At 67.7% G+C, this 22,337-nt stretch carries 21 protein-coding genes; 9 read left to right on the forward strand and 12 right to left on the reverse strand.

What is annotated here, in order from left to right; all coding sequences use genetic code 11:
• Positions 1–232 precede the first annotated feature (232 nt).
• Complete coding sequence (locus ACUXVX_RS09885) at positions 233–1,612, reverse strand: pilus assembly protein TadG-related protein (protein ID WP_446311400.1); 1,380 nt, start codon at positions 1,610–1,612, stop codon at positions 233–235.
• A 615-nt stretch (positions 1,613–2,227) separates the two neighbouring features.
• On the opposite strand from ACUXVX_RS09885, the gene ACUXVX_RS09890 reads away from it, so the two are divergent.
• Positions 2,228–3,658: a Glu/Leu/Phe/Val family dehydrogenase gene (locus ACUXVX_RS09890; protein WP_222469710.1), complete on the forward strand. Its 1,431-nt coding sequence runs from the start codon at positions 2,228–2,230 to the stop codon at positions 3,656–3,658.
• An 86-nt stretch (positions 3,659–3,744) separates the two neighbouring features.
• On the opposite strand, the gene ACUXVX_RS09895 is transcribed toward ACUXVX_RS09890, so the two are convergent.
• On the reverse strand, positions 3,745–4,212 hold the full coding sequence (locus tag ACUXVX_RS09895) for a DUF1203 domain-containing protein (protein ID WP_446311401.1): 468 nt from the start codon (positions 4,210–4,212) through the stop codon (positions 3,745–3,747).
• A 212-nt stretch (positions 4,213–4,424) separates the two neighbouring features.
• Here ACUXVX_RS09895 and ACUXVX_RS09900 point away from each other — a divergent pair, with 212 nt between their 5' ends.
• Genes ACUXVX_RS09900 through ACUXVX_RS09920 form a run of 5 tightly spaced genes read left to right on the forward strand, consistent with a single transcriptional unit; the run spans position 4,425 to position 10,429 of the window.
• Positions 4,425–5,678 carry a sarcosine oxidase subunit beta family protein gene (locus tag ACUXVX_RS09900; protein WP_446311402.1) on the forward strand — a complete coding sequence of 418 codons (1,254 nt, stop codon included), beginning with the start codon at positions 4,425–4,427 and terminating at the stop codon, positions 5,676–5,678.
• Positions 5,656–6,180, forward strand: a complete 525-nt coding sequence (locus ACUXVX_RS09905) for a hypothetical protein (protein ID WP_446311403.1) — start codon at positions 5,656–5,658, stop codon at positions 6,178–6,180. The genes ACUXVX_RS09900 and ACUXVX_RS09905 overlap by 23 nt, the downstream gene beginning before the upstream one ends.
• Complete coding sequence (locus ACUXVX_RS09910) at positions 6,177–6,683, forward strand: hypothetical protein (RefSeq protein WP_446311404.1); 507 nt, start codon at positions 6,177–6,179, stop codon at positions 6,681–6,683. The genes ACUXVX_RS09905 and ACUXVX_RS09910 overlap by 4 nt, the downstream gene beginning before the upstream one ends.
• Positions 6,684–6,687: 4 nt before the next feature.
• On the forward strand, positions 6,688–6,951 hold the full coding sequence (locus tag ACUXVX_RS09915; RefSeq protein ID WP_446311405.1) for a sarcosine oxidase subunit delta: 264 nt from the start codon (positions 6,688–6,690) through the stop codon (positions 6,949–6,951).
• Between the two features lie 31 nt (positions 6,952–6,982).
• Positions 6,983–10,429: a 2Fe-2S iron-sulfur cluster-binding protein gene (locus ACUXVX_RS09920; RefSeq protein WP_446311406.1), complete on the forward strand. Its 3,447-nt coding sequence runs from the start codon at positions 6,983–6,985 to the stop codon at positions 10,427–10,429.
• 84 nt (positions 10,430–10,513) lie between these two features.
• Here ACUXVX_RS09920 and ACUXVX_RS09925 read toward each other — a convergent pair whose 3' ends face one another.
• The 10 genes from ACUXVX_RS09925 to ACUXVX_RS09970 form a co-directional block, all read right to left on the reverse strand.
• Positions 10,514–11,119 (reverse strand): DedA family protein, encoded by a 606-nt coding sequence (locus tag ACUXVX_RS09925; RefSeq protein ID WP_446311407.1) that lies wholly within the window; start codon positions 11,117–11,119, stop codon positions 10,514–10,516.
• Complete coding sequence (locus ACUXVX_RS09930; protein ID WP_446311408.1) at positions 11,116–11,508, reverse strand: hypothetical protein; 393 nt, start codon at positions 11,506–11,508, stop codon at positions 11,116–11,118. Before ACUXVX_RS09930 ends, ACUXVX_RS09925 begins: the two co-directional genes overlap by 4 nt.
• The gene (locus tag ACUXVX_RS09935) at positions 11,505–12,689 is read right to left on the reverse strand and encodes a vWA domain-containing protein (protein ID WP_446311409.1); all 1,185 of its coding nucleotides are present in this window, start codon (positions 12,687–12,689) and stop codon (positions 11,505–11,507) included. Before ACUXVX_RS09935 ends, ACUXVX_RS09930 begins: the two co-directional genes overlap by 4 nt.
• A 54-nt stretch (positions 12,690–12,743) precedes the next feature.
• Positions 12,744–13,094 carry a HesB/IscA family protein gene (locus ACUXVX_RS09940; RefSeq protein WP_222469700.1) on the reverse strand — a complete coding sequence of 117 codons (351 nt, stop codon included), beginning with the start codon at positions 13,092–13,094 and terminating at the stop codon, positions 12,744–12,746.
• A 92-nt stretch (positions 13,095–13,186) separates the two neighbouring features.
• The gene (locus ACUXVX_RS09945) at positions 13,187–14,389 is read right to left on the reverse strand and encodes a glycerophosphodiester phosphodiesterase family protein (RefSeq protein ID WP_446311410.1); all 1,203 of its coding nucleotides are present in this window, start codon (positions 14,387–14,389) and stop codon (positions 13,187–13,189) included.
• A gap of 106 nt (positions 14,390–14,495) precedes the next feature.
• Positions 14,496–14,858, reverse strand: coding sequence for an SUF system Fe-S cluster assembly protein (locus ACUXVX_RS09950; protein ID WP_222469697.1), 363 nt, complete (start codon positions 14,856–14,858; stop codon positions 14,496–14,498).
• A 198-nt stretch (positions 14,859–15,056) separates the two neighbouring features.
• Positions 15,057–15,383 (reverse strand): DUF6525 family protein, encoded by a 327-nt coding sequence (locus tag ACUXVX_RS09955; RefSeq protein WP_446311411.1) that lies wholly within the window; start codon positions 15,381–15,383, stop codon positions 15,057–15,059.
• A complete protein-coding gene (locus ACUXVX_RS09960; protein WP_446311412.1) occupies positions 15,380–16,594 on the reverse strand; it encodes a GTP-binding protein in 1,215 nt (404 codons plus the stop codon). The genes ACUXVX_RS09955 and ACUXVX_RS09960 overlap by 4 nt, the downstream gene beginning before the upstream one ends.
• A 115-nt stretch (positions 16,595–16,709) precedes the next feature.
• Positions 16,710–18,200, reverse strand: coding sequence for a cardiolipin synthase (gene cls, locus ACUXVX_RS09965; RefSeq protein ID WP_446311413.1), 1,491 nt, complete (start codon positions 18,198–18,200; stop codon positions 16,710–16,712).
• Positions 18,200–18,847: an endonuclease/exonuclease/phosphatase family protein gene (locus ACUXVX_RS09970; protein ID WP_446311414.1), complete on the reverse strand. Its 648-nt coding sequence runs from the start codon at positions 18,845–18,847 to the stop codon at positions 18,200–18,202. The genes cls and ACUXVX_RS09970 overlap by 1 nt, the downstream gene beginning before the upstream one ends.
• A gap of 176 nt (positions 18,848–19,023) precedes the next feature.
• Here ACUXVX_RS09970 and ACUXVX_RS09975 point away from each other — a divergent pair, with 176 nt between their 5' ends.
• The 3 genes from ACUXVX_RS09975 (at position 19,024) to ACUXVX_RS09985 (ending at position 22,301) form a co-directional block, all read left to right on the forward strand.
• On the forward strand, positions 19,024–20,997 hold the full coding sequence (locus ACUXVX_RS09975) for a heme lyase CcmF/NrfE family subunit (protein ID WP_446311415.1): 1,974 nt from the start codon (positions 19,024–19,026) through the stop codon (positions 20,995–20,997).
• Positions 20,994–21,455: a cytochrome c-type biogenesis protein gene (locus ACUXVX_RS09980; protein ID WP_446311416.1), complete on the forward strand. Its 462-nt coding sequence runs from the start codon at positions 20,994–20,996 to the stop codon at positions 21,453–21,455. The genes ACUXVX_RS09975 and ACUXVX_RS09980 overlap by 4 nt, the downstream gene beginning before the upstream one ends.
• 69 nt (positions 21,456–21,524) lie before the next feature.
• The gene (locus ACUXVX_RS09985) at positions 21,525–22,301 is read left to right on the forward strand and encodes an enoyl-CoA hydratase-related protein (protein ID WP_446311417.1); all 777 of its coding nucleotides are present in this window, start codon (positions 21,525–21,527) and stop codon (positions 22,299–22,301) included.
• Positions 22,302–22,337: the final 36 nt, after the last annotated feature.

A 22,337-nucleotide genomic window follows, 5' to 3' on the forward strand; every position in this document is an offset into this window, starting at 1 on the left:
TATTGGGGGTGCGCTGGATTTGAACGGAATATGAGCAAATCCGTGACCGGCGCATGGAAGTGGCGTTGCGGCTGCTCCGGCGGGGTGGATTTGCCACCAATCCGCCTGAATTGAGGGGCCGAAACGGGGGTGCCGGAGCCTGCGCGCGTGGCCCAATGAGTCGCGCCCCCGCCACCGGCTCCATGGAGAGAGCGGGCGCGGGGGCGGGCTGCATAACCGGGGTGTGGCGGGATCAGTTGGTCAGGCGCAGGGTGCTGATCTGGCGCGCGATGGAGTCGAAGGCGTCGGAAATCTCGGTGCCTTCGACATCGAAGTAATGCGCCGGGGTGGAGGCGCAGTTGCGCATCACGTTGCCCGAGTGGGTCGTGACCTCGAAGCCGATGGTGAACACGGTGATCCCGGCGGATTTGGCAGCATCGCAGATGTTGCCCAGCATCGTGTCGGCTTGGCTGGAGGTGTATTTGGTGGTCACGTAGTTCTGCCAGTTCTGGCCGACGCTGTAGGCGTAGGCAGAAACGGAATACTGGTGCCAGCGCTCGATCTCGGAGGCGCTGTCATAATATTGCGGCTTCAGCCGGGTGGTGTTGACGTTCTCGCCATCGGTCATCAGCACCACGATCTTCTGGGTGTTCTCGCGGCTGTAGGCGTAGGGGCGACCGGCGAAGGTGGGATCGGTGTGGCCCGAGGCGGCGAGGTTGGAGATGACCGGCTGCATCGAGGGGTCGAGCAGAGCGACGCCCCACTTCATTCCGAGGTGGATGGCTGTGTTGGCGCGGGCCTCGAACTGGTTGATCTGGGCCTTCAGCGCGGTGCGGTTCTGGCTGAACGGGGTGACCCGCTCGAACACTTCCTGCACGCAGCCCGGATTGTCGATCGGGGTGGTGGCGGAGGAGTAGTACTGGAAATGCTGCATGTGCGCGTAGGGCGCGGTCAGCGAGACGGCGGCGCTTGTGAAGTCGGCGGCCTCGAAATCCACGCAGTGCGAATGGCTGTGCGAGAGCGGCACGTTGAGCTGGCCGATCATCTCCGGGCCGATGTTCACCTGCGCGGAGTAGGGCACGAGGCTGAGCGAGACCGAGCCGGGCTGGGTCGGGTCGAGCACGGTATCGACGAAGTCGCTGGCGGCGACCTTGAGGTTGGGCAGCTTGTTGTTGCGACCCATCGAGCCGGTGATATCGAGCACGAGGCTGATTTCAACGTCGGTGTAGCCGGCGGTGGCGGTGCCCTCGGACTTGGCCTCCATCTTGTCGATGCCCACCATGCCGAGGAAATACATCGGCAGCTTGGTGTTGGTGTGGGCGGTGACCGTCTTGTAATTGACGCCCGCGTTCACGGTGACACCCTCGAGGTTGGAGGAGAGGCCCGCGCGCTCGAAATAGTCGTTCACCACGAAGGCGGGGTCGAGATCCTGCTCCATCGCGGCGGCGGCCAGCACGGCGTTGTCGACGGTGTTCTGCAGCCGGGTGCGGGCCATCTCGGTGCGCATCACGTCAATCGCGAGGCCGACGGCGAGCATCATGCAGACGAAGAGGAAGAGCGAGAAAATGATCAGGCCGCCGTCTTCTTCACGGGTGAACCGGGCAAAATGAGATGTGTTCTGTTTGGTCTTCATGGCTTGCACCGCCGCAACTCGGGCCCCCACCCGGGTAATTGAGACTGTATTGCCTCAATTCAGTCACGTTTTGTTAGGGAAAAAGGCGGAAGGGCCAAAATCGCCCGAAATCGGGCCACAAAGAAGGCGAGCCTGACATAATTGTCCGGTAATTGGATACTGCGGCGGAAACAGTCCCGCGAGGGCGCGGGATTGTTGATTTCAAATGTGGCTCAAGTGCGAATCGAACTTGGCTGAAAGGCCGCTTCAGGGACGTTGGGTTAGCTTCCTGAGAGGGTAGATGCCGCCGATCCGGTGCCTGTCGGACGGCGAGGGGCGCGGCACTGATGTGGCGGAGAAGGCTACGGAAACCTCGGTGGGCCGCCGGTCGAAGAGCTGGGCCGGGGGGATCGCTGGCGCCTTGTTGCCGCCGATGCGTTGAGGTGTTTTCGCACGGGACGTGCAGGGAAATTTGGGGTTTCGATACAATTGGTTCGACTTTCCTGCCGGATGTCGCAGGCGGGGTCGGAAGGCGACATGAAGTTTTCATGTGTCTCGGGGCAAGCCTCCGTTAGCATCGAAACCGATTCCGGGGCGCAAAAGGCGCGGCGGGTCACAGAACAGGGAGGTCGTGCCATGGCACCGAAGAACGAACCCACATTCCGTCAGTCCGTTGACATGATGTTCAACCGCGCGGTCGCGCTGATGGATCTGCCGCCGGGGCTGGAAGAGAAGATCCGGGTGTGCAACGCGACCTATACGGTGCGCTTCGGGGTGCGGCTGCGCGGCAAGATCGAGACCTTCACAGGGTATCGCTCGGTGCATTCGGAGCACATGGAGCCGGTGAAGGGGGGCATCCGCTTTGCGCTCTCGGTCAATCAGGACGAGGTGGAGGCGCTGGCGGCGCTGATGACCTACAAATGCGCGCTGGTCGAGGCCCCCTTCGGCGGCTCCAAGGGGGGGCTGTGCATCAACCCGCGCGACTACGACGACGAGGAGATGGAGCGGATCACCCGGCGGTTTGCCTATGAGTTGATCAAGCGCGACCTGATCAACCCGGCCCAGAACGTGCCTGCGCCCGACATGGGCACCGGCGAGCGCGAGATGGCGTGGATCGCCGACCAGTACAAGCGGATGAACACCACCGATATCAACGGCACCGCCTGCGTGACGGGCAAGCCGATCAACGCGGGCGGAATCCAGGGCCGGGTCGAGGCGACCGGGCGCGGCGTGCAATATGCGTTGCGCGAGTTCTTCCGGCACGGCGATGACGTGAAATCCGCCGGGATGGAGGGCAAGCTCGACGGCAAGCGGGTGATCGTGCAGGGTCTCGGAAACGTGGGCTACCACGCGGCGCTGTTCCTGCAGAAGGAGGACGGCTGCAAGATCACCGGGATCATCGAGCATGATGGGGCGCTGTTCTCGGAAACCGGCCTTGATGTGGAGGCGGTGCGGGCGTGGATCGTGAAGCACGGCGGCGTCAGCGGGTACCCCGATGCGCGGCACACCTCGAAGGGGGCGAAGGTGCTGGAGGAGGACTGCGACATTCTCATCCCCGCCGCGATGGAAGGGGTGATCAACCTCGAGAACGCGGAGCGGATCAAGGCGCCGCTGATCATCGAGGCCGCCAACGGCCCCATCACCGCGGGCGCCGACGAGGTGCTGCGCGAGAAGGGGGTGGTGATGATCCCCGACATGTATGCCAACGCGGGCGGCGTGACGGTGAGTTACTTCGAGTGGGTGAAGAACCTCAGCCATATTCGCTTTGGCCGGATGCAACGGCGGCAGGAGGAAGCCCGGCACGAGCTGATCGTGGCCGAGCTGGAGCGGCTGGACCGTTACCTTGGCGATGCGTGGTCGATGACGCCGGACTTCAAGGAGAAGTACCTGCGCGGGGCGGACGAGCTGGAGCTGGTGCGCTCGGGTCTCGATGACACCATGCGGATTGCCTACCAGTCGATGCGCGAGGTCTGGCATGGCCGGAGCGATGTGCATGACCTGCGCACCGCGGCCTATATCTGCGCGATCCAGAAGGTGGCCGCGAGCTACCGCGCGAAAGGGCTTTGAGGGAGCGGGCAGGGCAGGGCGGCTGACCCGTCGCCCCACCCGCCCTTCCGCGACGGCTCAGCCGCCTTCGGGCGCTGCGGGCCGGCTCAGGCCCGGGTGATCCGGCCCGAGTAGCAGCCGCGTGCGGCGTTGTGGGCGTGGATCTCGGTTACCTCGGGGTTGGTGAAGATGCGGGCGATGGCCTCTGCGATGCCGTCGCCCGTGGCCAGTTCGGCCTCGAGGATCATGCCCGATTGGTCGAAGCCGCGCAGCGAGAGGTGGCGACGGTGCATCACCTGCGGTACCTCGCCGGTGGCGTCATAGGTCTGTTCGGCCCCCTCGCGGATGAAGATGGCGTGGGTGGTCCGGTAGGGCGAGGGTTTGGGCATGCAGCAGTGGTTGAGCAGGATCACGGTTTCGCCCTCGGGGACATCCTCCATGGTGATGCGGTCGGGAAAGCCGGGGTGGCTGTTGGCCACCATCCGCTGGGCGCCGCGCTGGGCGAGCTGGGCGTCGGACAGGCCGTAGAGCGGGCGGAAGGGGTCCGGGCTGAGGCCGGTGATGCGGAAGGTCATATGGGTGGCTCCTTGTTGCAGTGAGGGCAATCTGGCGCGGGCGGCGCGCTGCCGCGACCCGGAGCCTGCGGTTTGGGCCGGGCGCCCGAAGAGATTTTGGTGAGTATTTGCCGCAAGAAAATGACCGGGGTGCGGGAGCGACAAGGGGTGTCGCTTCTGGCCTTGTTTTCGCGCGGGGCTGCTGGTTTTGTGGCGGCAACGGAGGTGGCGGCTTGCGCTACAATGCTTTGAAAATCCTGAAAGAGGGGCTGACCGGCAATCGCGGCTGGCGGCGTGCGTGGCGCACGCCCGATCCGCGCCCCGAGTATGACGTGGTGATCATCGGCGGCGGCGGGCATGGGCTGAGCACGGCCTATTACCTCGCCAAGGAGCACGGGCTGACCAATGTGGCCGTGCTGGAGAAGGGGCGGCTGGGCCTCGGCAACGTGGGGCGGAACACCACGATTGTGCGGGCCAACTACTTCTTGCCGGGGAATTCGGAGTTTTACTCCATGTCGCTGAAGCTCTGGGAGGGGCTGAGCGCGGATCTGAATTACAACGTGATGCACAGCCAGCGGGGGCTGATCAACCTGTTCCACAGTGACGGGCAGCGCGATGCCTTTGCCCGGCGCGGCAATGCGATGATCAATCAGGGCGATGATGCGGTGCTGCTGGACCGGGAGGGGGTGCGTGAGATGCTGCCCTATCTCGATTTCGAGCAGGGGCGGTTTCCGATTTTCGGCGGGCTCTACCACCCGCGCGGCGGCTCGGCGCGGCATGATGCGGTGGCATGGGGCTATGCGCGGGGGGCTGACAGCCGGGGCGTGGACCTTGTGCAGAACTGCGAGGTCACGGGGATCGACGTGGAAGGCGGCCGGGTGACCGGCGTGCAGACCACGCGGGGTGCGATCCGGGCGAAGAAGGTGGCGATTGTGACCGCCGGGCGGAGCGGGCAAGTGGCAGCGCTGGCAGGGTTGCGGCTGCCGATCGAGAGCCACGTGCTGCAGGCCTTTGTCACCGAGGGGCTGAAGCCGGTGATCGACCATGTGATCAGCTTCGGCATGGGACACTTCTATATCAGCCAGTCCGACAAGGGCGGCTTGGTGTTTGGCGGCGATCTGGATTTCTACCCCAGCTACGCCCAGCGGGGGAACCTGCCGATGGTCGAGCACGTGATGGAGGCGGGGATGACGCTGATGCCGATGATCGGCAAGGCGAAGGTGCTGCGGTCATGGGGCGGGATCATGGACATGACACCGGATGGCTCGCCGATCATCGACAAAAGCCCGATTGATGGCCTCTACCTCGATTGCGGTTGGTGTTACGGCGGGTTCAAGGCGGTGCCGGGCTCGGGCTTTGCGCTGGCCCATCTGATTGCGCAGGACCGGCCTCATGCGGATGCGGCGGGCTTCCGGTTGGACCGGTTCCGCACCGGGGTGGGCCTGATGGACGAGGAGGGCACGGGTGCGCAGCATAACCTTCATTAGTGCGATGCTGGCGGCTGGTGTGGCCGGGGCGCAGGAGTTTGGCGGGGAGTGCTGGGCGCGGGATTATTCCGCCGAGCATCTGGCGAAATATCCGGAGCAGACGGTTGCCAAGCTGCGCATTGCCTTCAAGCCGTGGGAAGACATGGCCGGGGTGGCCGACATTCGAGCGACCATGGCGGAGAACAATTATACGCGGACGGATGGGACGGCGGGAAAGAGCTATTCCAACGTGTTGCTGTGCAACATCCACGAGGGCGGTTCGGGCTGGCCTAACTGGCTGGAGGCGGGGCGGATGACCTGCCAGGGCGAGTGCGACGGCGGGTTCTTTCAGGTGGTCTCGCTGGAGCCGGGGGCGCTGACCATTCGCACGGAGGGCGTGGCGGTGAGTGACGGGACGGGCTGCGGCTCCACGCTGGTAGCAGATGTGTCAAAGGGCGACCCGAACCGCACCGTGCTGACGACATTCCGGCTGGAGAGCGCACCGCCGGGGGTGTGCCAGTGATCCGGGCGGCGCTTTGTGCGGTGCTGGTGGCCGGGCCTGCGGCGGCGGGGCCGGATTGCTACCAGAGATTCTATTCCGAAGATCACATGGCGGCCAATCCGTTGCAGGGCGTGCAGGGGATGGTGCTGAGCTTTCGCCTCCTCGACGGAGGCGGCCGGGGCGTGCAGCTTTGGGCCGAGCTTTCGCCCGAGGCGGAGGGGATCGCGCCGGGCGAGGTCGGTGAGCGGTACTTCTCCGATATGGTGTGTGAGGTGGGCGGACCTGCGGTTGAGGGTGCAGACCCTGCGGCAGAGACCTGTTTTGACGGCTGCGATCAGGGGTTCATCCAGATCGTGGAAGAGAGCGATACGCGTCTGCTGATCCGCAGCGTCGGGCTGGGGCTGCATGGCAACCCCGTGGCCTGCGACGGCGGCGCGGTGCTGGCCGACAGGACCGAGGGCGGGGGATACGCGGTGACGCTGTTCCGGCTCGACGGGGCGATTGAGCCGGAGTGCGAGGGATGACGCGATGAGAGTGGCCTGCCCGCTGTGCGGCGCGAGAGACAGCCGCGAGTTTACGCCGGTGGGCGGGGCCGAGCTTTTGGCGCGGCCTGCTCCCGAGGCGGGCGCGGAGGCGTGGGACGATTACCTGCACAACCGGGTGAACGCCTGCGGGCCGAGCCGGGAGCTGTGGTATCACGGCGCGGGCTGCGCCAGCTGGCTGGTGGTGGAGCGAGATACCGCGAGCCACGAGGTGCTGGGCGTGACGCTGGCGCGGGAGGTGGCGCGGTGAGGGCGGTTTCCCTGATGTGCGAGGGCCGGGCATGAGGGTTCAGGGGCGCGGACATGCGCTCGACCGGGGGCGGAGCCTGCCGTTCTCATTCGACGGGCAGATGATGCATGGACATCCGGGGGATACGCTGGCCTCGGCGCTTCTGGCCAATGACCAGCGGGTTATTGCACGTTCGTTCAAATACCACCGCCCGAGGGGGCTGTTCAGCGCCGGGCCGGAGGAGCCGAACGGGCTGGTGACGGTGCGCGGGCCTTGGGGGCCGGTGCCGAACCAGCGGGCGACGATGGCGGAGCTTTACGAGGGGTTCTGCGCGGTGAGCCAGAACCGTTGGCCCTCGCTCGGGTTCGACGTGCTGGGCATGAATGACATGCTGCACCCGTGGCTTGGCGCGGGGTTCTACTACAAGACCTTCATGTGGCCGCCGAAGCTTTGGCTGAAGCTCTACGAGCCGTTCATCCGGCGGGCGGCGGGGATCGGGGCCTTGAGCCGCGACCACGACGACACCCCGCAGGAGAAGGCCTTCGCCTTTTGCGACCTGCTGGTGATCGGCGGCGGGCCGGCCGGGCTGATGGCGGCGCTTGCGGCGGGCCGGGCAGGCAAGCGGGTGATCCTTTGCGACGAGCAGAGCGGTTTTGGCGGGCGGCTGCTGGGTGAGCGCGAAGACGTGGGCGGCATGCCGGGCCACCTTCGGGCGGCGAGCGTGGTGGCGGAGTTGGAAGCGATGCCTAACGTGCGGGTGATGGCGCGGACCTGTGTGACCGGCGTGTATGACCACGGCACATTCGCCGCCGTCGAGCGGGTGGGGGAGCATCTGGCGAAGCCGGGGGCGGACCTTCCGGCCACGTGCTTCTGGCGGATCGTGGCGGGGGCGAGCGTGCTGGCGACCGGCGCGGTGGAGCGGATGGTGGCTTTTCCGGGCAACGACAGGCCCGGGGTGATGGCAGGCGGCGCGGTGCGCAGCTACCTCAACCGCTGGGGCGTGCTTGCGGGGCCGCGTGTGGCTGTGTTTGGCGGCGGTCCGGGCGTGGCGCGCACGGCGCGGGAGCTGGCAGCGGTGGGCCTGCCGCCTGTGGCGGTGATCGACAGCCGCGCGGGCGCGGAGGTGCCGGAGGGCGTGGAGGCGCCGTTCTTTGCGGGCGCGCAGGTGGCGGCGGTGCAGGGGCGGATGGGGGTGCAATCGGTCACCGTGCAGGCGGAGCGCACGCGCGAGAAGATCGGGGCGGATGTGCTGGCGGTTTGCGGCGGATGGGTGCCGCAGGTGCAGCTGGCGACCCATCTGGGTGCGAAGCCGGAGTGGAGAGACGGCCTATTTTTGGCGCCTGATGGGGCGGTGCCGGGGATGGTGGTGGCCGGCGCTGCGGCCGGGCTGGCGGGCACGGCGGAGGCGTTGCGCTCGGGCGCGGAGGCGGCGGTCACGGCCTTGGGGCTGACCGCCGGCGTGGAGGTGCCCGAGGCGGAGGACGGCGCGCGCGAGGCGGCGCCGCATTTCGTCGACCTCAGGGGCCGCGCCTTCCTCGACATGGGCAATGATGTGACGGTGAAGGACATTCGCCTTGCCGCGCAGGAAGGCTTTGCGCGGGCCGAGCATACCAAGCGTTACACCACGCAGGGCATGGCGCCCGATCAGGGCCGCGTTTCGGGCGAGGCGGCGATGGCGGTGCTGGCTGAGGCCACGGGGCGGACGCTGGCGGAGACCGGGCTGACCACCCATCGCCCGCCCTTTGCGCCGGTAAGCATTGGCGCGATGGGCGCAGGCGGGCGCGGCAAGGGGTTTGCGCCGGTGCGCGAGACCACGAGCCATGCGGCCACCGTGGAGGCGGGCGCGCCGATGGTGGAGGCGGGGCTGTGGTATCGGGCCTCGTATTTTCCGCGTGACGGCGAGAGCACGTGGCGCGAAGCCTGCGACCGCGAGGTGCGGATGGTGCGCGAGGCCGTGGGCGTGTGTGATGTGTCGACGCTCGGCAAGATCGACGTGCAGGGGCCGGGGGCGGCGGCGCTGCTGGACCTGCTCTATACTGGCAAGATGTCGGGCCTGAAGGAGGGCCGGGTGCGCTACGGGCTGATGCTGCGCGAGGATGGCCACGTGATGGACGATGGCACCGTGGCGCGGCTTGGGGCCGAGCATTACCTCGTGACCACCACCACGGGCGCGGCGGGGCCGGTGATGCGGCATGTCGACTTTGCCGCGCAGGTGCTGGCGCCGGAGCTGGATGTGCAGGCAATCTCGGTCACCGAGAACTGGGCGCAGTTTGCCGTGGCCGGGCCACGGGCGCGGGCGGTGCTGGGCGCGGTGGTGCAGGAGGTGCCTGACCTGCCGTTCATGGGCTGCGCGGCGGTGGATGTGGCGGGGGTCGCGGGGCGGCTCTTTCGGATCAGTTTTTCGGGCGAGGCGGGTTGGGAGCTTGCGGTGCCCGCGCGATACGGCGCGGCGCTCTGGGCGGCGCTGGTGGCGGCGGCGGAGGCAGAGGGCGGCGGGGCCTACGGGATGGAGGCGCTCAACGTCCTGCGGATCGAGAAAGGCTTTGTGACCCATGCGGAGATACACGGAAGGGTGACGGCGGGCGATGTGGGGCTGGGCGGCATGGTCAGCCCGTCGAAGGATTGCATCGGCAAGGTGATGAGCCAGCGAGAGGGGCTGGCGGACGGGCCGCATCGTGAGCAGTTGGTGGGCCTGCGGGCGGTGGGCGCTGTGAAGGCGCTGAGCGCGGGGGCGTTCCTATTTGACGAGGGCGCGGAGGCCACGCGGGTGAACGCGCAGGGCTACACCACCTCGGCCTGCTGGTCGCCCACGCTGGAGAGCGGGCTGGCGTTGGGGTTTGTGAAAGACGGCCGGGCGCGGCATGGCGAGCGGATGAGCTTTGTTGACCACCTGCGCGATGTGCGGGCGGTGGTGGAGGTCTGCGACCCGGTGTTCTTTGACCCTGAAGGCACGCGGATGCGCGGGCCGGTGGAGGGCGAGGGGGACTGGGGCTCACCCAGCCTGAAGGCTGCGGCGCCCTTGGTGCGCGAGGCGGTGGAGGCCGGGAACGTTCAACTCTCGGTGCTGGAACCGCGCCCGATGTTCGCGGTGCTGCCGCTGGGCGGGGCCAAGGTGACGCTCGGGGGCATGGGCTTTCCGGCGCCGGGCGAGAGCGCGGCCAAGGGGGTGGCGCGGCTCTGCTGGTGGGGCGCGGGGCAGGCGATGCTCATTGGTGCCGAACCGGGCCGGGTGAAGGGCGCGGCAGTGGTGGACCAGTCCGACGCTTGGGTGGGCTTTGCGCTGGAGGGCGCGGGCGCGGCGGAGGTGCTGGCGAGGCTGGTGCCGCTGGAGCTTGAGGCAATGGCCGAGGGCGCGGTGGCACGGAGCCTTTTGGGGCACATGCCGCTGGCGCTGGTGCGGACGGGCGCGGGGTTTGCGCTTTACACCTTCCGCTCGATGGCCGGGACGGCGTGGGGCGAGCTGGAGCACGCGCTGCGCGGGGTGGCGGCGCGGGGGTGATCCCTGCCGTCCTTATGCGGGCAAAGCGCCGTGGGCCGTTGGTCCCCATGCGTTTGGATAGCAGGAAAACGGGGCAGTCGCGCGCTAGTCTTCACTGCTGTTCTGGCGGCGGATGACGCGCAGGAGCCAGACGCCGAGGAAGATGGTGAGGCCGAGGGCGGCGAGGAAGCCGAGGGCCTGCGAGGCGACCTGTGCGCCGAGTTCGATGTTCTCGGCAAAGACGCGGCCGAGGCCGACGTAGAGGCCGACCCAGACCACCTCTCCGGCGAGGCCCCAGATGGTGAAGGTGAGCCAGTTCATCCGGCTCGCGCCAGCGGCGAGGTTGGCGTAGGGTCCGAGCGGGGCGAAGAGCCAGCAGGTGAGGAAGATGCCGGGACCGCCGCGGTTTAGGGTGAACTCGCGGGCGCGGGTGAAGAGCTGTTGGCGTTTGGAGCGGTGGGCCATTTTCTCGTCGATCCACTGGCCGCTGCTGCGGCCCAGTTGGTAGCCCGCCTGATCGCCCAACACGGCCCCGGCAAAGGCCCCGAGGGCGACCGAGGCGAGGGTGAGATCGCCAGTGGCGGTGAAGGCCCCGCCGGTGATCATCAGCAGCGAGGAGGGGACCGGCACGCAGAGGCAGGAGGCGAAGGTGACGCAGGCGAGGATCGGCACGCCGTAGGCGGCGAGGAGCTGGAAGAGCCAGTCGGTCATTCGCCGGGCGGAGCCTCTGGTGCGCCGTCGCCGGGTGCCGCGGGCGGAGACTGCGGCGCGCGCTTGGCGTTGGCCTCGATGAAGGCGCGAGCCTCGTCCATCACCTGCTCCAGCGGGACGCCGCGTTTTTCGGCGATGGTTTCGAGCGTGGGGCGCTCCTTGGGCTTGGGCGGCACGCCGAGGTGCTCGGAGAGTTCGCGCCCGTCGAGCAGCCAGCTGTGGGCGATGTAGCGCGGGGTCATCCACGGCTCCAGTGCCTGCGCCTGATGGGCCGGGTCCATCCAGTAGAGGGTGCGCTGCACGGTACGGATGCCGAAGAAGAGGGTGGCGGCGAGGGCCAGCGCGAAACAGGTGACGAGAATGGGGTGACGGCGCAGCAGGGCCGTCACTTGGTGAGGCCCTTCATCCCGGCGGTCAGGCCCTCCAGCGTCATCGGCACCATGCGATCCTCGAAGATCTCGCGGATCATGGCGATGGATTGAGTGTAGCCCCAGTGGCGTTCGGGCACCGGGTTGATCCAGAGGTTTTGCGGCCATTGCTGGCGCGCGCGGGCGAGCCATGTGCTGCCCGCCTCCTCGTTCCAGTGCTCGTTGGCGCCGCCAGGGTAGGCGACCTCGTAGGGCGACATGGAGGCATCGCCGACGAAGATGGCGCGGTAATCCGGCCCGTAGGTGTTGAGCACCTCCCACGTGGGCGTCTGCTCGGACCAGCGGCGGCGGTTGTCGCGCCAGACACCTTCGTAGAGGCAGTTGTGGAAATAGTAATATTCGAGGTGCTTGAACTCGGCGCGGGCGGCGGAGAAGAGCTCTTCGACCACCTTGATATGCGGGTCCATCGAGCCGCCGACATCGAGGAAGAGCAGCACCTTCACGGCGTTGCGGCGCTCGGGGCGGGTTTTGACATCGAGGTGGCCGTGCTCGGCGGTGGCGCGGATGGTGCCGTCGAGATCCAGCTCTTCATGGGCGCCGTCGCGTGCCCATTGGCGGAGGCGCTTGAGGGCCACCTTGATGTTGCGGGTGCCCAGCTCGACCGTGTCATCGAGGTTGCGGAACTCGCGCTTGTCCCAGACCTTCACGGCGCGTTGGTGGCGGGACTTCTCCTGCCCGATCCGCACGCCCTCGGGGTTGTAGCCATAGGCGCCGAAGGGGGAGGTGCCTGCGGTGCCGATCCACTTGTTGCCGCCCTGGTGGCGACCTTCCTGCTCCTTGAGGCGCTCGCGGAGGGTTTCCATCAGCTTCTCGAAGCCGCCCATCGCCTCGATCTCGGCCATCTCCTCGGGCGAGAGGTGCTTTTCGGCCTGCTTGCGGAGCCAATCCTCGGGCAGGTCCACCGCCTCCAGAACGGCTTCGAGCGGGATGCTCTCCAGCCCTTTGAAGGCGTGGGAGAACGCTTGGTCGAAGCGGTCGAGATGCCGCTCGTCCTTCACCAGACAGGTGCGGGCGAGGTAGTAGAAGGCCTCGATGTCATAGGTGGTCAGCCCGGCCGAGACCGCATCGAGAAAGCCCAGATGCTCGCGGAGGGTGACGGGCACGCCAGCGGCCCGGAGGGTCTGGAAGAAGGGCAGGAACATGGGGCGAGGGTGAGCCTGCACGCAGGCAGGGTCAAGCGCGGTTTACCGGCCCGTTCACTGGTTTGCGAACTTGATGGACTCGCCGCAGCCGCAGGCCTCGGTCACGTTGGGGTTGTTGAACTTGAAGCCGGACTCGAGCAGCGAGGTCTCATAGTCGATCTCGGTGCCGAAGAGGAACATCTGGGCCATCGGGGCGATCATCACCCGGGCGCCGTCCTGCTCGACCACCTCGTCGTGCTCATCGACGGTGTCGGCATATTCCATCGTGTATTCCATACCCGCGCAGCCGCCTTTCTTGACGCCGATGCGCAGGCCTTCATGGCCGTCACGCGCCATCAGCTTGGCGATTTCCGCCACGGCGCGGGGGGTGATGGTGACGGCTTGCTTGCCGGGAATGCCGAACATGGGAGTGCTCCTTTGGCCCATATGTAGGCCGGGAGGGGCGGCGGCTCAAGGGGGCGCCCCGCCGGAAGCGGAGCGCCCGTTGCCGGAAGGGCTCAGAGGCCCATGCAGTTGGCGTAGAAGGTCACAGTGGCGGGCCAATCGGAGAAAATGCCGGTGACTTCAACGTCTTGCGCCAGCGTATCCACCAGTTCGTAGATGTCGCCGTCGTTGTCGGTGATCTCGGTGGTGGAGTTGTAGTACCAGCCGCCGCCGGAGGCGAGGGGGCCGGAGCGCTCGAGCGACCACGTGATGAGGTTGAGGCCCGCCGCCTTGGCCTGCTTGGCGTATTCGGAGGCGGCGTAGGTGCCGTTTTCAGGCGTCACCAGCATGTTCATCGAGGGGGCGAGATACTTCACGCCCTGTGCGGCGAGCTCGGTGAAATCCTGTTTCCAGGTCTCGGGGTTCTGTTCGTCAAAGCTGTCGTCCGGCTCCACGAGGAAGACCGCCTGCGCGCCGAAGTCTGGTTCATTCTCAATCCAGTAGAGCACGTCTTCGAGGTTGAAGCTCTGCGGGAACACGTCGGACGCGGGCACGCCGGCGGCCTTGTATTCGTCGATCATCTTCTGGGCGTAATCGGCCTGGGTGAAACCGTCGAAGGGCATCTCGACGGAGGGCGATTTCAGCTCGGGGGTCATCTTGACGCCGAGATCCTTGAACAGCGCGATGGACTCGGCGTGGGCGAGGATCGTGGGCTCCTGCACGTAAAGCGCGGTGCGCCAGCCAGCGATGCCGCCCTGATACTCTTCAGCAGTGGTGGCGGCGCTGTCGGCGCTGTCCATCTTGGGCATCAGGTCCTTGAATTCGCTCAGGGAAATCTCGGAGGTGCGGCACTCGGCAGCGGCCTTGTCCTCGCCCGCGGCGGGGCTGAAGGGGGTGGTGCAGGTGGCGGCGAGAGCGCTCACGAGGATGTTGGTGGTGGTGTGCAGGTCGTTCTGCGCGTGGCGGCAGACCAGCTCCTTGTCTTTGGTGAAGGTCACGTCGCACTCACCGACGCCAGCGCCCTGGGAGGCCCCGGCGATGTAGCTCTCGGCGGTGTGCTCGGGGAACATCATCGGCGCGCCGCGGTGGGCGATGGAAAACTCTGTCTTTTCCATCGGTTGGCCGAGGCAGCTTTGCAGCTTGGTCTTCAGTTCACCCTCGGGCAGCTTGCCGATCAGGTAGGCCGGGCGGGGGCCGTAGCCGGAGAGCGGGGCCTCGGCGAGGGCCGGGGCGGCGGTGCCGAGGGCGAGAAGAGCGAGAAGGGGGGTGCGGCGCATTTTTGCGACTCCTTGGTTTGCGATGGGCGCAAGAAAGGGTCGCCGTGTGACGGCTGCAAAACGGGCAGGTGACAGTCAGGTAAAAACGCGCAAGCCCTTGCGAGCGTTACATGAATCCCAGCTCAAGGCGGGCTTCGTCGCTCATCATCTCCATGCCCCAGGGCGGCTCCCAGGTGATCTCGACCTCGACCTGCTTCACGCCGGGGATGGGTTCGATGGCATCGGCCAGCCAACCCGGCATCTCGCCCGCCACGGGGCAGCCCGGCGCGGTGAGCGACATGATGACGTTCACCTCGTTCTCGGGGTTGATCTCGATCGTGTAGACAAGGCCCAGATCGTAGATATTGACTGGAATTTCAGGGTCATAGACCGAACGGCAGGCCTCGACCACGGACTCGTGCAGAGGGTGATCGGTCGACGAGGGCTTGATCAGCGGGGTGCCTTCGAGGGGGGGCGTGTCTTCGGGCATGATGGTCCTTGGGGGGTGCTGTTCCTGAGTGTTTACATAGGAGAAAGGGGGCCGCCCGGCAAGGGCAGGGGCGCGGCAGAGTTGCCGCAGCGCGCGGTGGGGCAGGGAATTGGCGGCAAACCGCGTTAACCCCAATAAACGCTGATGCACAACTGATGCACATCCTATGCATACGCGATATTCGGGGCGTTGGTTAAGTTAACCCACCGAGCGCCACGCCTCCCGCCCGCCCGTGCCGCCGGAAGGGGCCGCTGCGGGGTGGCCGGTGCCCCAGATGCGGGGCGCGTCGCGGGCGAGGAGGCGGGCCTCGATCCGGTCGAGCGTGGCGAGGGCGGCCACGGGGCAGCCGCCGGATCGGGCGAGCGCGGCGCGGAAGGCGCGGTGGACGGCGCGGGCTGACCACGGCAGGGCCGCCCCGGCGAGCCAAAGGCGGAGGCCAGGTGGCAGGCGATCATAATCGCGCATGGGGTTGGCGCCTGCCCGGCGGCGGCGGGGCAGGGCGCTGGCGGCGTTGCGACGGGTCATGCCGGCTCGGGCTGGGCCATGCGCCAGCCGGGGAACGGATCGGGCAGGGTGCTCCATGTCTCGTTCAGGCCGTGGGCCATGGGCATGAGGGCGGCGTTCAGGCGGGCGGTGATGCCGGCCTCGTCGAGCCCCGCGCCGATGAAGACCAGCTCCTGCCGCCGGTCGCCGAAGGGCTCCTGCCAGTGGTGGTCGATGTAGCGGCGGGCTTCGGGGTGGGCGGGCCAGCGCTCTTGCGGCACCGAGGCCCACCAGCGGCCCATCGGCCGGACCGAGGAGAGCGCCCCGGCGAGCGAGAACTCGGCCAGCCAATCCGGGCGCGTGGCCATCCAGAAATGCCCCTTGGCGCGGATCACGCCGGGCAGTGGGCCGTTCAGCACGGCGTGGATCTTCTCGGGGTGGAAGGGGGCGCGGGCGCGGTAGGTGAAAGAGCTGACGCCGTATTCCTCGGTCTCCGGCACGTGGTCGGCGAAGCCGTAGAGCTCCTTGGCCCAAAGCGGGTGCTCGTGGGCGGTTTCGAAATCGAAGAGGCCGGTGCCGAGGATCGCGGAGGGGGCGACGAGGCCGTAATCGGCCTCGATGATCCGGGCGTCGGGGTTGAGGGAGGTGACGATGAGGCGGGCGGCAAGGCGGGCATCTTCGCCTGCGGCGGTGACCTTGTTGAGCACCACCACATCGGCAAATTCGATCTGTTCGACCAGCAGGTCGACGAGGGTGCGCTCGTCTTCCGGGCCGAGGCTCTCGCCCCGGTCGCGCAGGAAGTCATGGCTGGCGTAGTCGCGCAGCAGGTTGGCGGTGTCGACCACGGTGACCATCGTGTCGAGCCGGGCGACATCGGAGAGGCTGGCGCCGGCCTCGTCGCGGAACTCGAAGGTGGTGGCGACGGGCAGCGGCTCGGAGATGCCGGAGCTTTCGATCAGCAGGTAATCGAAGCGGTTCATCTCGGCGAGGCGGCGGACCTCGGTGAGCAGGTCGTCGCGCAAGGTGCAGCAGATGCAGCCATTGGTCATTTCGACCAGGGTTTCATCGGTGTGGGAGAGGTTGGCGCCGCCATCGCGGATGAGGTCGGCGTCTATGTTCACATCGGACATATCGTTGACGATGACCGCCACGCGCAGGCCCTCTCGGTTGGAGAGCACGGCGTTGAGCAGGGTGGTTTTGCCCGCGCCGAGAAAGCCGGAGAGGACGGTGACGGGGAGGCGGGGATCGGGCATGGGACTCGCTTTGGGTTTTTTAGATATGTTATAACGTAACAATAATGTAGCGAGGACGGGGGTGCAATGGGGGTGGCGGTACTTTGGGCGGTTGCGCGCCCGGGCGAGCCGGAAGCTACAGGATGGGGCCGATGGTGGCGATGGTGTTCTGCCAGATGCGCTGGGGGAAGGGCCATGCGGCGACGGTGGCGAGCGTGACTTCGCGGGAGTTGGCGAGGTAGGTGGCCTGCCGCTCGGCGATTTGTCCGGTCAGGGCCTCGTCGTGCAGCAGGATGTTGTTTTCGTAGTTCAGATCGAAGCTGCGCAGGTCGAGGTTGGAGGAGCCGATGAGGGCGATGGTGCCATCGAGCGTGAGGGTCTTGGCGTGGAGCAGCCCGCCTTCGAATTCGAAGATCCGGCAGCCGGCCTCCAGAAGCTGGCGGTAGTAGCTGCGGGAGGCGGCGCGGACGATCAGGCTGTCGTTCCGGCGGGGGAAGACGAGGGTGGTCTCGACCCCGCGGCAGGCGGCGGCGGAGAGGGCGGAGAGCAGGGTGGCATCGGGGACGAAGTAGGGGGTGGTGATGGTCACGCGGGTCTGGGCGGCAGCGAGCAGGGTGGCGAAGACCTGCGGCATGGCGCCGGGCCGGGTGGTGGGGCCATCGCCCATGGCCACGGCGGCGAAGCCGAGGGCAGGCTCTGGCTCGGTTGTTGCCTCCGCGCCTCCGGCGAGCACGGCGCGGGCTGGCGCGCGCGCAGGGGCGGGGGCGATGGCGAGTTGGGTGAGGGGCGCGCCGGTGGCGGCCATCCAGTCGGCGGCGAAGAGCAGGGCCTTCTGGGTGACGACGGGGCCGGTGAAGCGGAGCATGATATCGACCCAGGGCGCGAAGCGGCGCTTGGGGCGGAAGGCCGGATCGGCGGCGTTGCCGGAGCCGCACCATGTGACCGCGCCGTCGATCACCACGATCTTGCGGTGGTTGCGCAGGTCGATCCGGGCGGTGAGCAGGGTGCGCAGCGGGTTGTCGAGCGGGAGCGCGGTGGCGGTGTGGACCCCGGCGATGCCCATCTCCTGCCAGAGTTTGGAGCGGAGCATGGCGCGGGAGCCGAGTGCATCTGCCATGGCGCGGACCACCACGCCGCGCCGGGCGGCGCGGATCAGGGCGCGGGCGAGGGCTGTGCCGGTTTCATCCTCCAGCCAGATATAAAACATCACGTGGACGTGGGAGGTGGCGGCGTCGATATCGGCCAGCAGGGCTTCGCGGCTTTCGGCGCCATCGGCCAGCAGGGTGGCCGTGTTGCCGCTGGCGGTGGTGAAGCCGTTGATCGCGGCGGCGGTGCGAAAGGCGGGGCGGATGTGTGCGGGCAGGCTGGCAGTGGCATCGGCCACGGGGTGGGCGCGGAGCCATTCGTGGAGCTGGGCGAAGATGTATCCGTCGCGGCGCCGGGCCTCGTGCCCGATATCGACCTCGCCGAAGAGAAAGTAGGCGGCGCTGCCGAGGTAGGGCAGGGCGGCGATGACGACGAACCATGCCATGCGGGCGGGCGGCGAGAGATCATCGCGCAGCAGGATGCGCAGGGTAAAGGCGGTGACGATCAGCCCGTGGAGGATGACCAGCGCGGTGAGCAGCATCAGCTCTCCACCTCCAGTTCGAGCACCACGGGGAGGTGATCGGAGGCGCGGGCGGCGGCGGGGGAGCGGTGCACATGGGCGGAGGCATGGCGCACCCCCTTCAGCGCGAAACGGTCGAGCGGGGCGGTGGGGCGGGAGGCGTGGAAGCTGGGGCCGGGGGCGATGAGGCGGAAGTGGTCGGAGCCTTCGCCGCGCTTGCGCCACATGTTGAAATCGCCGCCGATCACCACGGGGCCTTCGGGGAACTTCTCCTCGAGCGTGGAGATCTGGCGGGTGCGGGTGCGCGGTGTCAGCCCGAGGTGGACGCCCACGACCGTCACCCCGCCGACGCGGGCCGAGACCGCGCCGCGCGGCTCCAGCGAGGGCAGGTAGACGCGCTGGGGCCGCTCGGCGCGGAGCCGGGTGAGGATGGCGTTGCCGTGCCAGCCGTGGCTTGCGTGGCGCAGGTTGACCGGCGCGAAGCGGTAGCCCATGTCGCCCAGAGCCTCGGCGGGAAGCACGCCCGCGCGGGTGCCGAAGCGCTTGTCGGCCTCTTGGAGCAGCACGACATCGGCGTCGATCTCCTCCAGTACAGTGAGGATGCGGGCGGGGTCGCGGCGCCAGTCGAGGCCGACGGCCTTGCGGATGTTGTAGCTGGCGATCCTCACGCGGGGCCTTTCACTGGTGCCGGGTTCGGGGGCGGGTCTGATCAGGGTGCGCCTTGGGGGCGGGGAGTCAATGTTGCAGGTCAATGCGGGGGCGGGGCGGCGGTTCCGGTCAACTCCCTGCGACGGGTGGGCGCAGGGAATTGGCGGCGGCGGGCGGATGGCGTAGAACGGCGGGCATGATAGCTGAGCTTGGCCATTTCGCCCTGATCCTCGCCGCCGTGGTTGCGGTCGTTCAAGCCATTGTGCCCCAGGTGGGCGCGGCAAAACGCTGGGGCGGGTGGATGGCCATGGCCGAGCCTGCGGCGGTGCTGCAATTTGCGCTGGTGGCGCTGAGCTTTGCGGCGCTGACGTGGGCCTTTGTCACCAGTGACTTCTCGCTGCGCCTCGTCACCCTCAACTCGCACACGCTGAAGCCGATGATCTACAAGATCAGCGGCGTCTGGGGGAACCACGAAGGCTCTATGCTACTCTGGGTGCTGATCCTCGCGGGCTTCGGCGGCGCGGCGGCGGTATTCGGCGGCAACCTGAGCGACACCTTCCGGGCGCGGGTGCTGGCGGTGCAGGCGACGGTGGGGGTGGCGTTTTACGGCTTCATCCTCTTCACCTCCAACCCCTTCACCCGGCTGGCCAGCCCGCCGATGGACGGGCAGGACCTGAACCCGCTGCTGCAGGACCCGGGCCTCGCCTTTCATCCGCCGTTTCTTTACCTCGGCTACGTCGGCCTCAGCATGGCCTTTTCCTTCGCCGTGGCGGCGCTGATCGAGGGCCGCGTGGATGCCGCATGGGCGCGCTGGGTGCGGCCGTGGACGCTGGCGGCATGGGTGTTTCTGACCATCGGGATCGCGTTGGGCTCGTGGTGGGCCTATTACGAGCTGGGCTGGGGCGGCTTCTGGTTCTGGGACCCGGTGGAGAACGCAAGTTTCATGCCGTGGCTCTTTGCTGCCGCGCTGCTGCATTCGGCCATCGTGGTGGAGAAGCGCGAGGCGCTGAAGGCCTGGACGATCCTGCTGGCGATCACCGCCTTCGGGTTTTCGCTGATCGGCACCTTCATCGTGCGTTCGGGGGTGATCACCTCGGTCCACGCGTTCGCCAACGACCCGGAGCGGGGTGTTTACATCCTTGGCATTCTGGCGGTCTTCGTTGGCGGGGCATTCCTGCTCTTTGCGGTGCGGGCGGGGGCAATGGAGGCCAAGGGCCTCTTCGCGACCGTGAGCCGGGAGAGCGCGCTGGTGATGAACAACGTGCTGCTCTCGGTCGCCTCGTTGCTGGTTTTCGTCGGCACGGTCTGGCCGCTGATCGCAGAGCTGGCTCTGGGCAAGAAGCTGAGCGTGCAGGCGCCGTTCTTCGACACCGCCTTCACGCCCTTCATCGTGGGGCTGGCGGTGATCCTGCCGGTGGGGGCGATGCTGCCGTGGAAGCGGGCCAAGCTGGGCCGGAGCCTGCGGGCGGTGGCCCCGGCTGCGGTGCTGGCGCTGGCCGCATTGGGCCTTGTCTGGGCGGTACAGAGCGGGCGGAGCCTGCTGGCGCCGGTGGGCATTGGCCTTGCGGTCTGGATCGTGGCGGGCGGCGTGCTGGATCTGATGAGCCGCACCGGGCGCGGGCCGCTGGCGGGCCGGATGGGCCGGCTGGCGCGGCTGCCGCGGGCCGATTGGGGCAAGTTCGTTGCACACTCGGGCCTCGGGGTGACGATCCTCGGGGTGGCGGCGATCACCGCGTGGCAGGTGGAAGACATTCGCGTGGCGCAGACCGGCCAGCCCTATGAGGTGGCGGGGTTCACCATCGAGCTGCAGGGTGTGGAGCGGGTGCAGGGGCCGAATTACTTCAGCACCATGGCGGAGATTGCGGTGCGCCGGGAGGGCGCGGAGATGGCGGTGCTGCACCCCGAGAAGCGGGTCTACCCGGTGCAGGCGATGCCGACCACGGAGGCGGCCATTCGCAACGGCCTCTGGCGCGACATCTACGTGGTGATCGGCGATGAGCAGGCGGCGGGCGGCTGGGCCGTGCGGACCTATATCAAGCCCTTCGCCAACTGGATCTGGGGCGGCTGCATTCTGATGGCGCTGGGCGGGTTCATCTCGCTCTCCGACCGGCGGTTCCGCCTTGCGGCGGGCGCGCGGCGGGCGCGGGCCGAAGGAGTGCCGGCGGAATGAGGCGGGCAGGCTGGCTCATTGCGGCGCTATTTGCCCTGGTTCTGCCGGCCCTTGCGCTGGACCCGTCGGAGATGCTCGACGATCCGGTGCTGGAGGCGCGGGCGCGGGGGCTGGACCATGAGCTGCGCTGCGTGAAGTGCCAGGCCGAGTCCATCGCCTCCTCCAATGCCGACTGGGCGCGGGATGCCCGGCGCGAGGTGCGCGAGATGATCTTGGCAGGCGCCACAGACCAAGAGGTGCGCGACGCTTTCCTGCGCAATTACGGGGACTTCGTGCTGATGAACCCGCCCGCGAGCGGGTGGAATCTGATCGTCTGGCTGGCTGGTCCGGCGCTGCTGCTGGCGGGGCTGGGCGTGGTGATTGCGGCCCAGAGGCAGCGCAATGCCGCCCGCGGCCCCGAGGCGCTGGACCCGGAAGAGGAAGCCCGGCTGAAGGAGTTGCTCGGCGAGGACGGGTGACGCAGTGTTTGGGCTTTTCTGAACCGGCAAGTTCAGTATCCTGCGGCGGAAACCTCAGGGAGCCCGGACATGATTTACGAAGCGATCCGCTACTCGGTGCGAGACCACGTGGCGGTGATCACGCTCAACCGCCCGAAAAAGATGAACTGCCTCGACACCCAGATGCGGGCCGAGATCCTGCATGCCGTGAAGGCGGGCGAAGCGGAGGCGCGGGTGATCGTGTTGACGGGCGCCGGCCCCGCCTTTTGCTCGGGGCAGGATCTGGGTGAGGGTGCCTCGATCAGCGATGCCGACATGGAGCGCACGCTGATCGACGAATACGAGCCGATGCTGAAGGCGATCTACGAGTGCCGGGTGCCGACGATTTCGGCGGTGAACGGCCATGCCGCGGGCGCCGGGGCCAACCTTGCGCTGGCCGCCGATGTGGTGATCGCCGCCGAGAGCGCGGTGTTCCTGCAGGCCTTCGCGCGGATCGGGCTGATCCCCGATGCGGGCGGCACGTGGTGGCTGCCGCGTCAGGTGGGCTTTCCGCGCGCGATGGGGGCGGCGCTCTTTGCCGAGCCGGTGAGCGCGACCGACGCCGCGCAATGGGGCATGATCTGGGAGGCGGTGCCGGATGAGGGCTTTGCCGACCACTGGTGGAGCCGCGCGCAACACCTCGCCGCCGGGCCGACGCTGGCCTACCGCCAGATCAAGCGGGCGTTGCGCGGTGCCTATGACAACAGCCTCGAAGAGCAATTGGCGCTGGAGGCGAAGCTGCAAGGCAAATGCGGCAAGAGCCGGGATTTCCAGGAGGGGGTGATCGCCTTTCTGGAGAAGCGGCCGGCGAAATACGAGGGGCGGTAGGGCGCCCCTGACCCGAAAAGCAAAGGGCCGCCCGGT

It is taken from the genome of Vannielia sp. SX4, from assembly GCF_052828525.1.

Coding starts and splice junctions, on each gene's coding strand:
- ACUXVX_RS09975 (WP_446311415.1), top strand. CDS start 19,024: ATGATAGCTGAGCTTGGCCATTTCGCCCTGATCCTCGCCGCCGTGGTT.
- ACUXVX_RS09955 (WP_446311411.1), bottom strand. CDS start 15,383: ATGACCCGTCGCAACGCCGCCAGCGCCCTGCCCCGCCGCCGCCGGGCA.
- ACUXVX_RS09920 (WP_446311406.1), top strand. CDS start 6,983: ATGAGGGTTCAGGGGCGCGGACATGCGCTCGACCGGGGGCGGAGCCTG.
- ACUXVX_RS09915 (WP_446311405.1), top strand. CDS start 6,688: ATGAGAGTGGCCTGCCCGCTGTGCGGCGCGAGAGACAGCCGCGAGTTT.
- cls (WP_446311413.1), bottom strand. CDS start 18,200: ATGCTGCTCACCGCGCTGGTCATCCTCCACGGGCTGATCGTCACCGCC.
- ACUXVX_RS09885 (WP_446311400.1), bottom strand. CDS start 1,612: ATGAAGACCAAACAGAACACATCTCATTTTGCCCGGTTCACCCGTGAA.
- ACUXVX_RS09960 (WP_446311412.1), bottom strand. CDS start 16,594: ATGCCCGATCCCCGCCTCCCCGTCACCGTCCTCTCCGGCTTTCTCGGC.
- ACUXVX_RS09985 (WP_446311417.1), top strand. CDS start 21,525: ATGATTTACGAAGCGATCCGCTACTCGGTGCGAGACCACGTGGCGGTG.
- ACUXVX_RS09935 (WP_446311409.1), bottom strand. CDS start 12,689: ATGTTCCTGCCCTTCTTCCAGACCCTCCGGGCCGCTGGCGTGCCCGTC.
- ACUXVX_RS09895 (WP_446311401.1), bottom strand. CDS start 4,212: ATGACCTTCCGCATCACCGGCCTCAGCCCGGACCCCTTCCGCCCGCTC.
- ACUXVX_RS09890 (WP_222469710.1), top strand. CDS start 2,228: ATGGCACCGAAGAACGAACCCACATTCCGTCAGTCCGTTGACATGATG.
- ACUXVX_RS09980 (WP_446311416.1), top strand. CDS start 20,994: ATGAGGCGGGCAGGCTGGCTCATTGCGGCGCTATTTGCCCTGGTTCTG.
- ACUXVX_RS09925 (WP_446311407.1), bottom strand. CDS start 11,119: ATGACCGACTGGCTCTTCCAGCTCCTCGCCGCCTACGGCGTGCCGATC.
- ACUXVX_RS09950 (WP_222469697.1), bottom strand. CDS start 14,858: ATGCCCGAAGACACGCCCCCCCTCGAAGGCACCCCGCTGATCAAGCCC.
- ACUXVX_RS09945 (WP_446311410.1), bottom strand. CDS start 14,389: ATGCGCCGCACCCCCCTTCTCGCTCTTCTCGCCCTCGGCACCGCCGCC.
- ACUXVX_RS09940 (WP_222469700.1), bottom strand. CDS start 13,094: ATGTTCGGCATTCCCGGCAAGCAAGCCGTCACCATCACCCCCCGCGCC.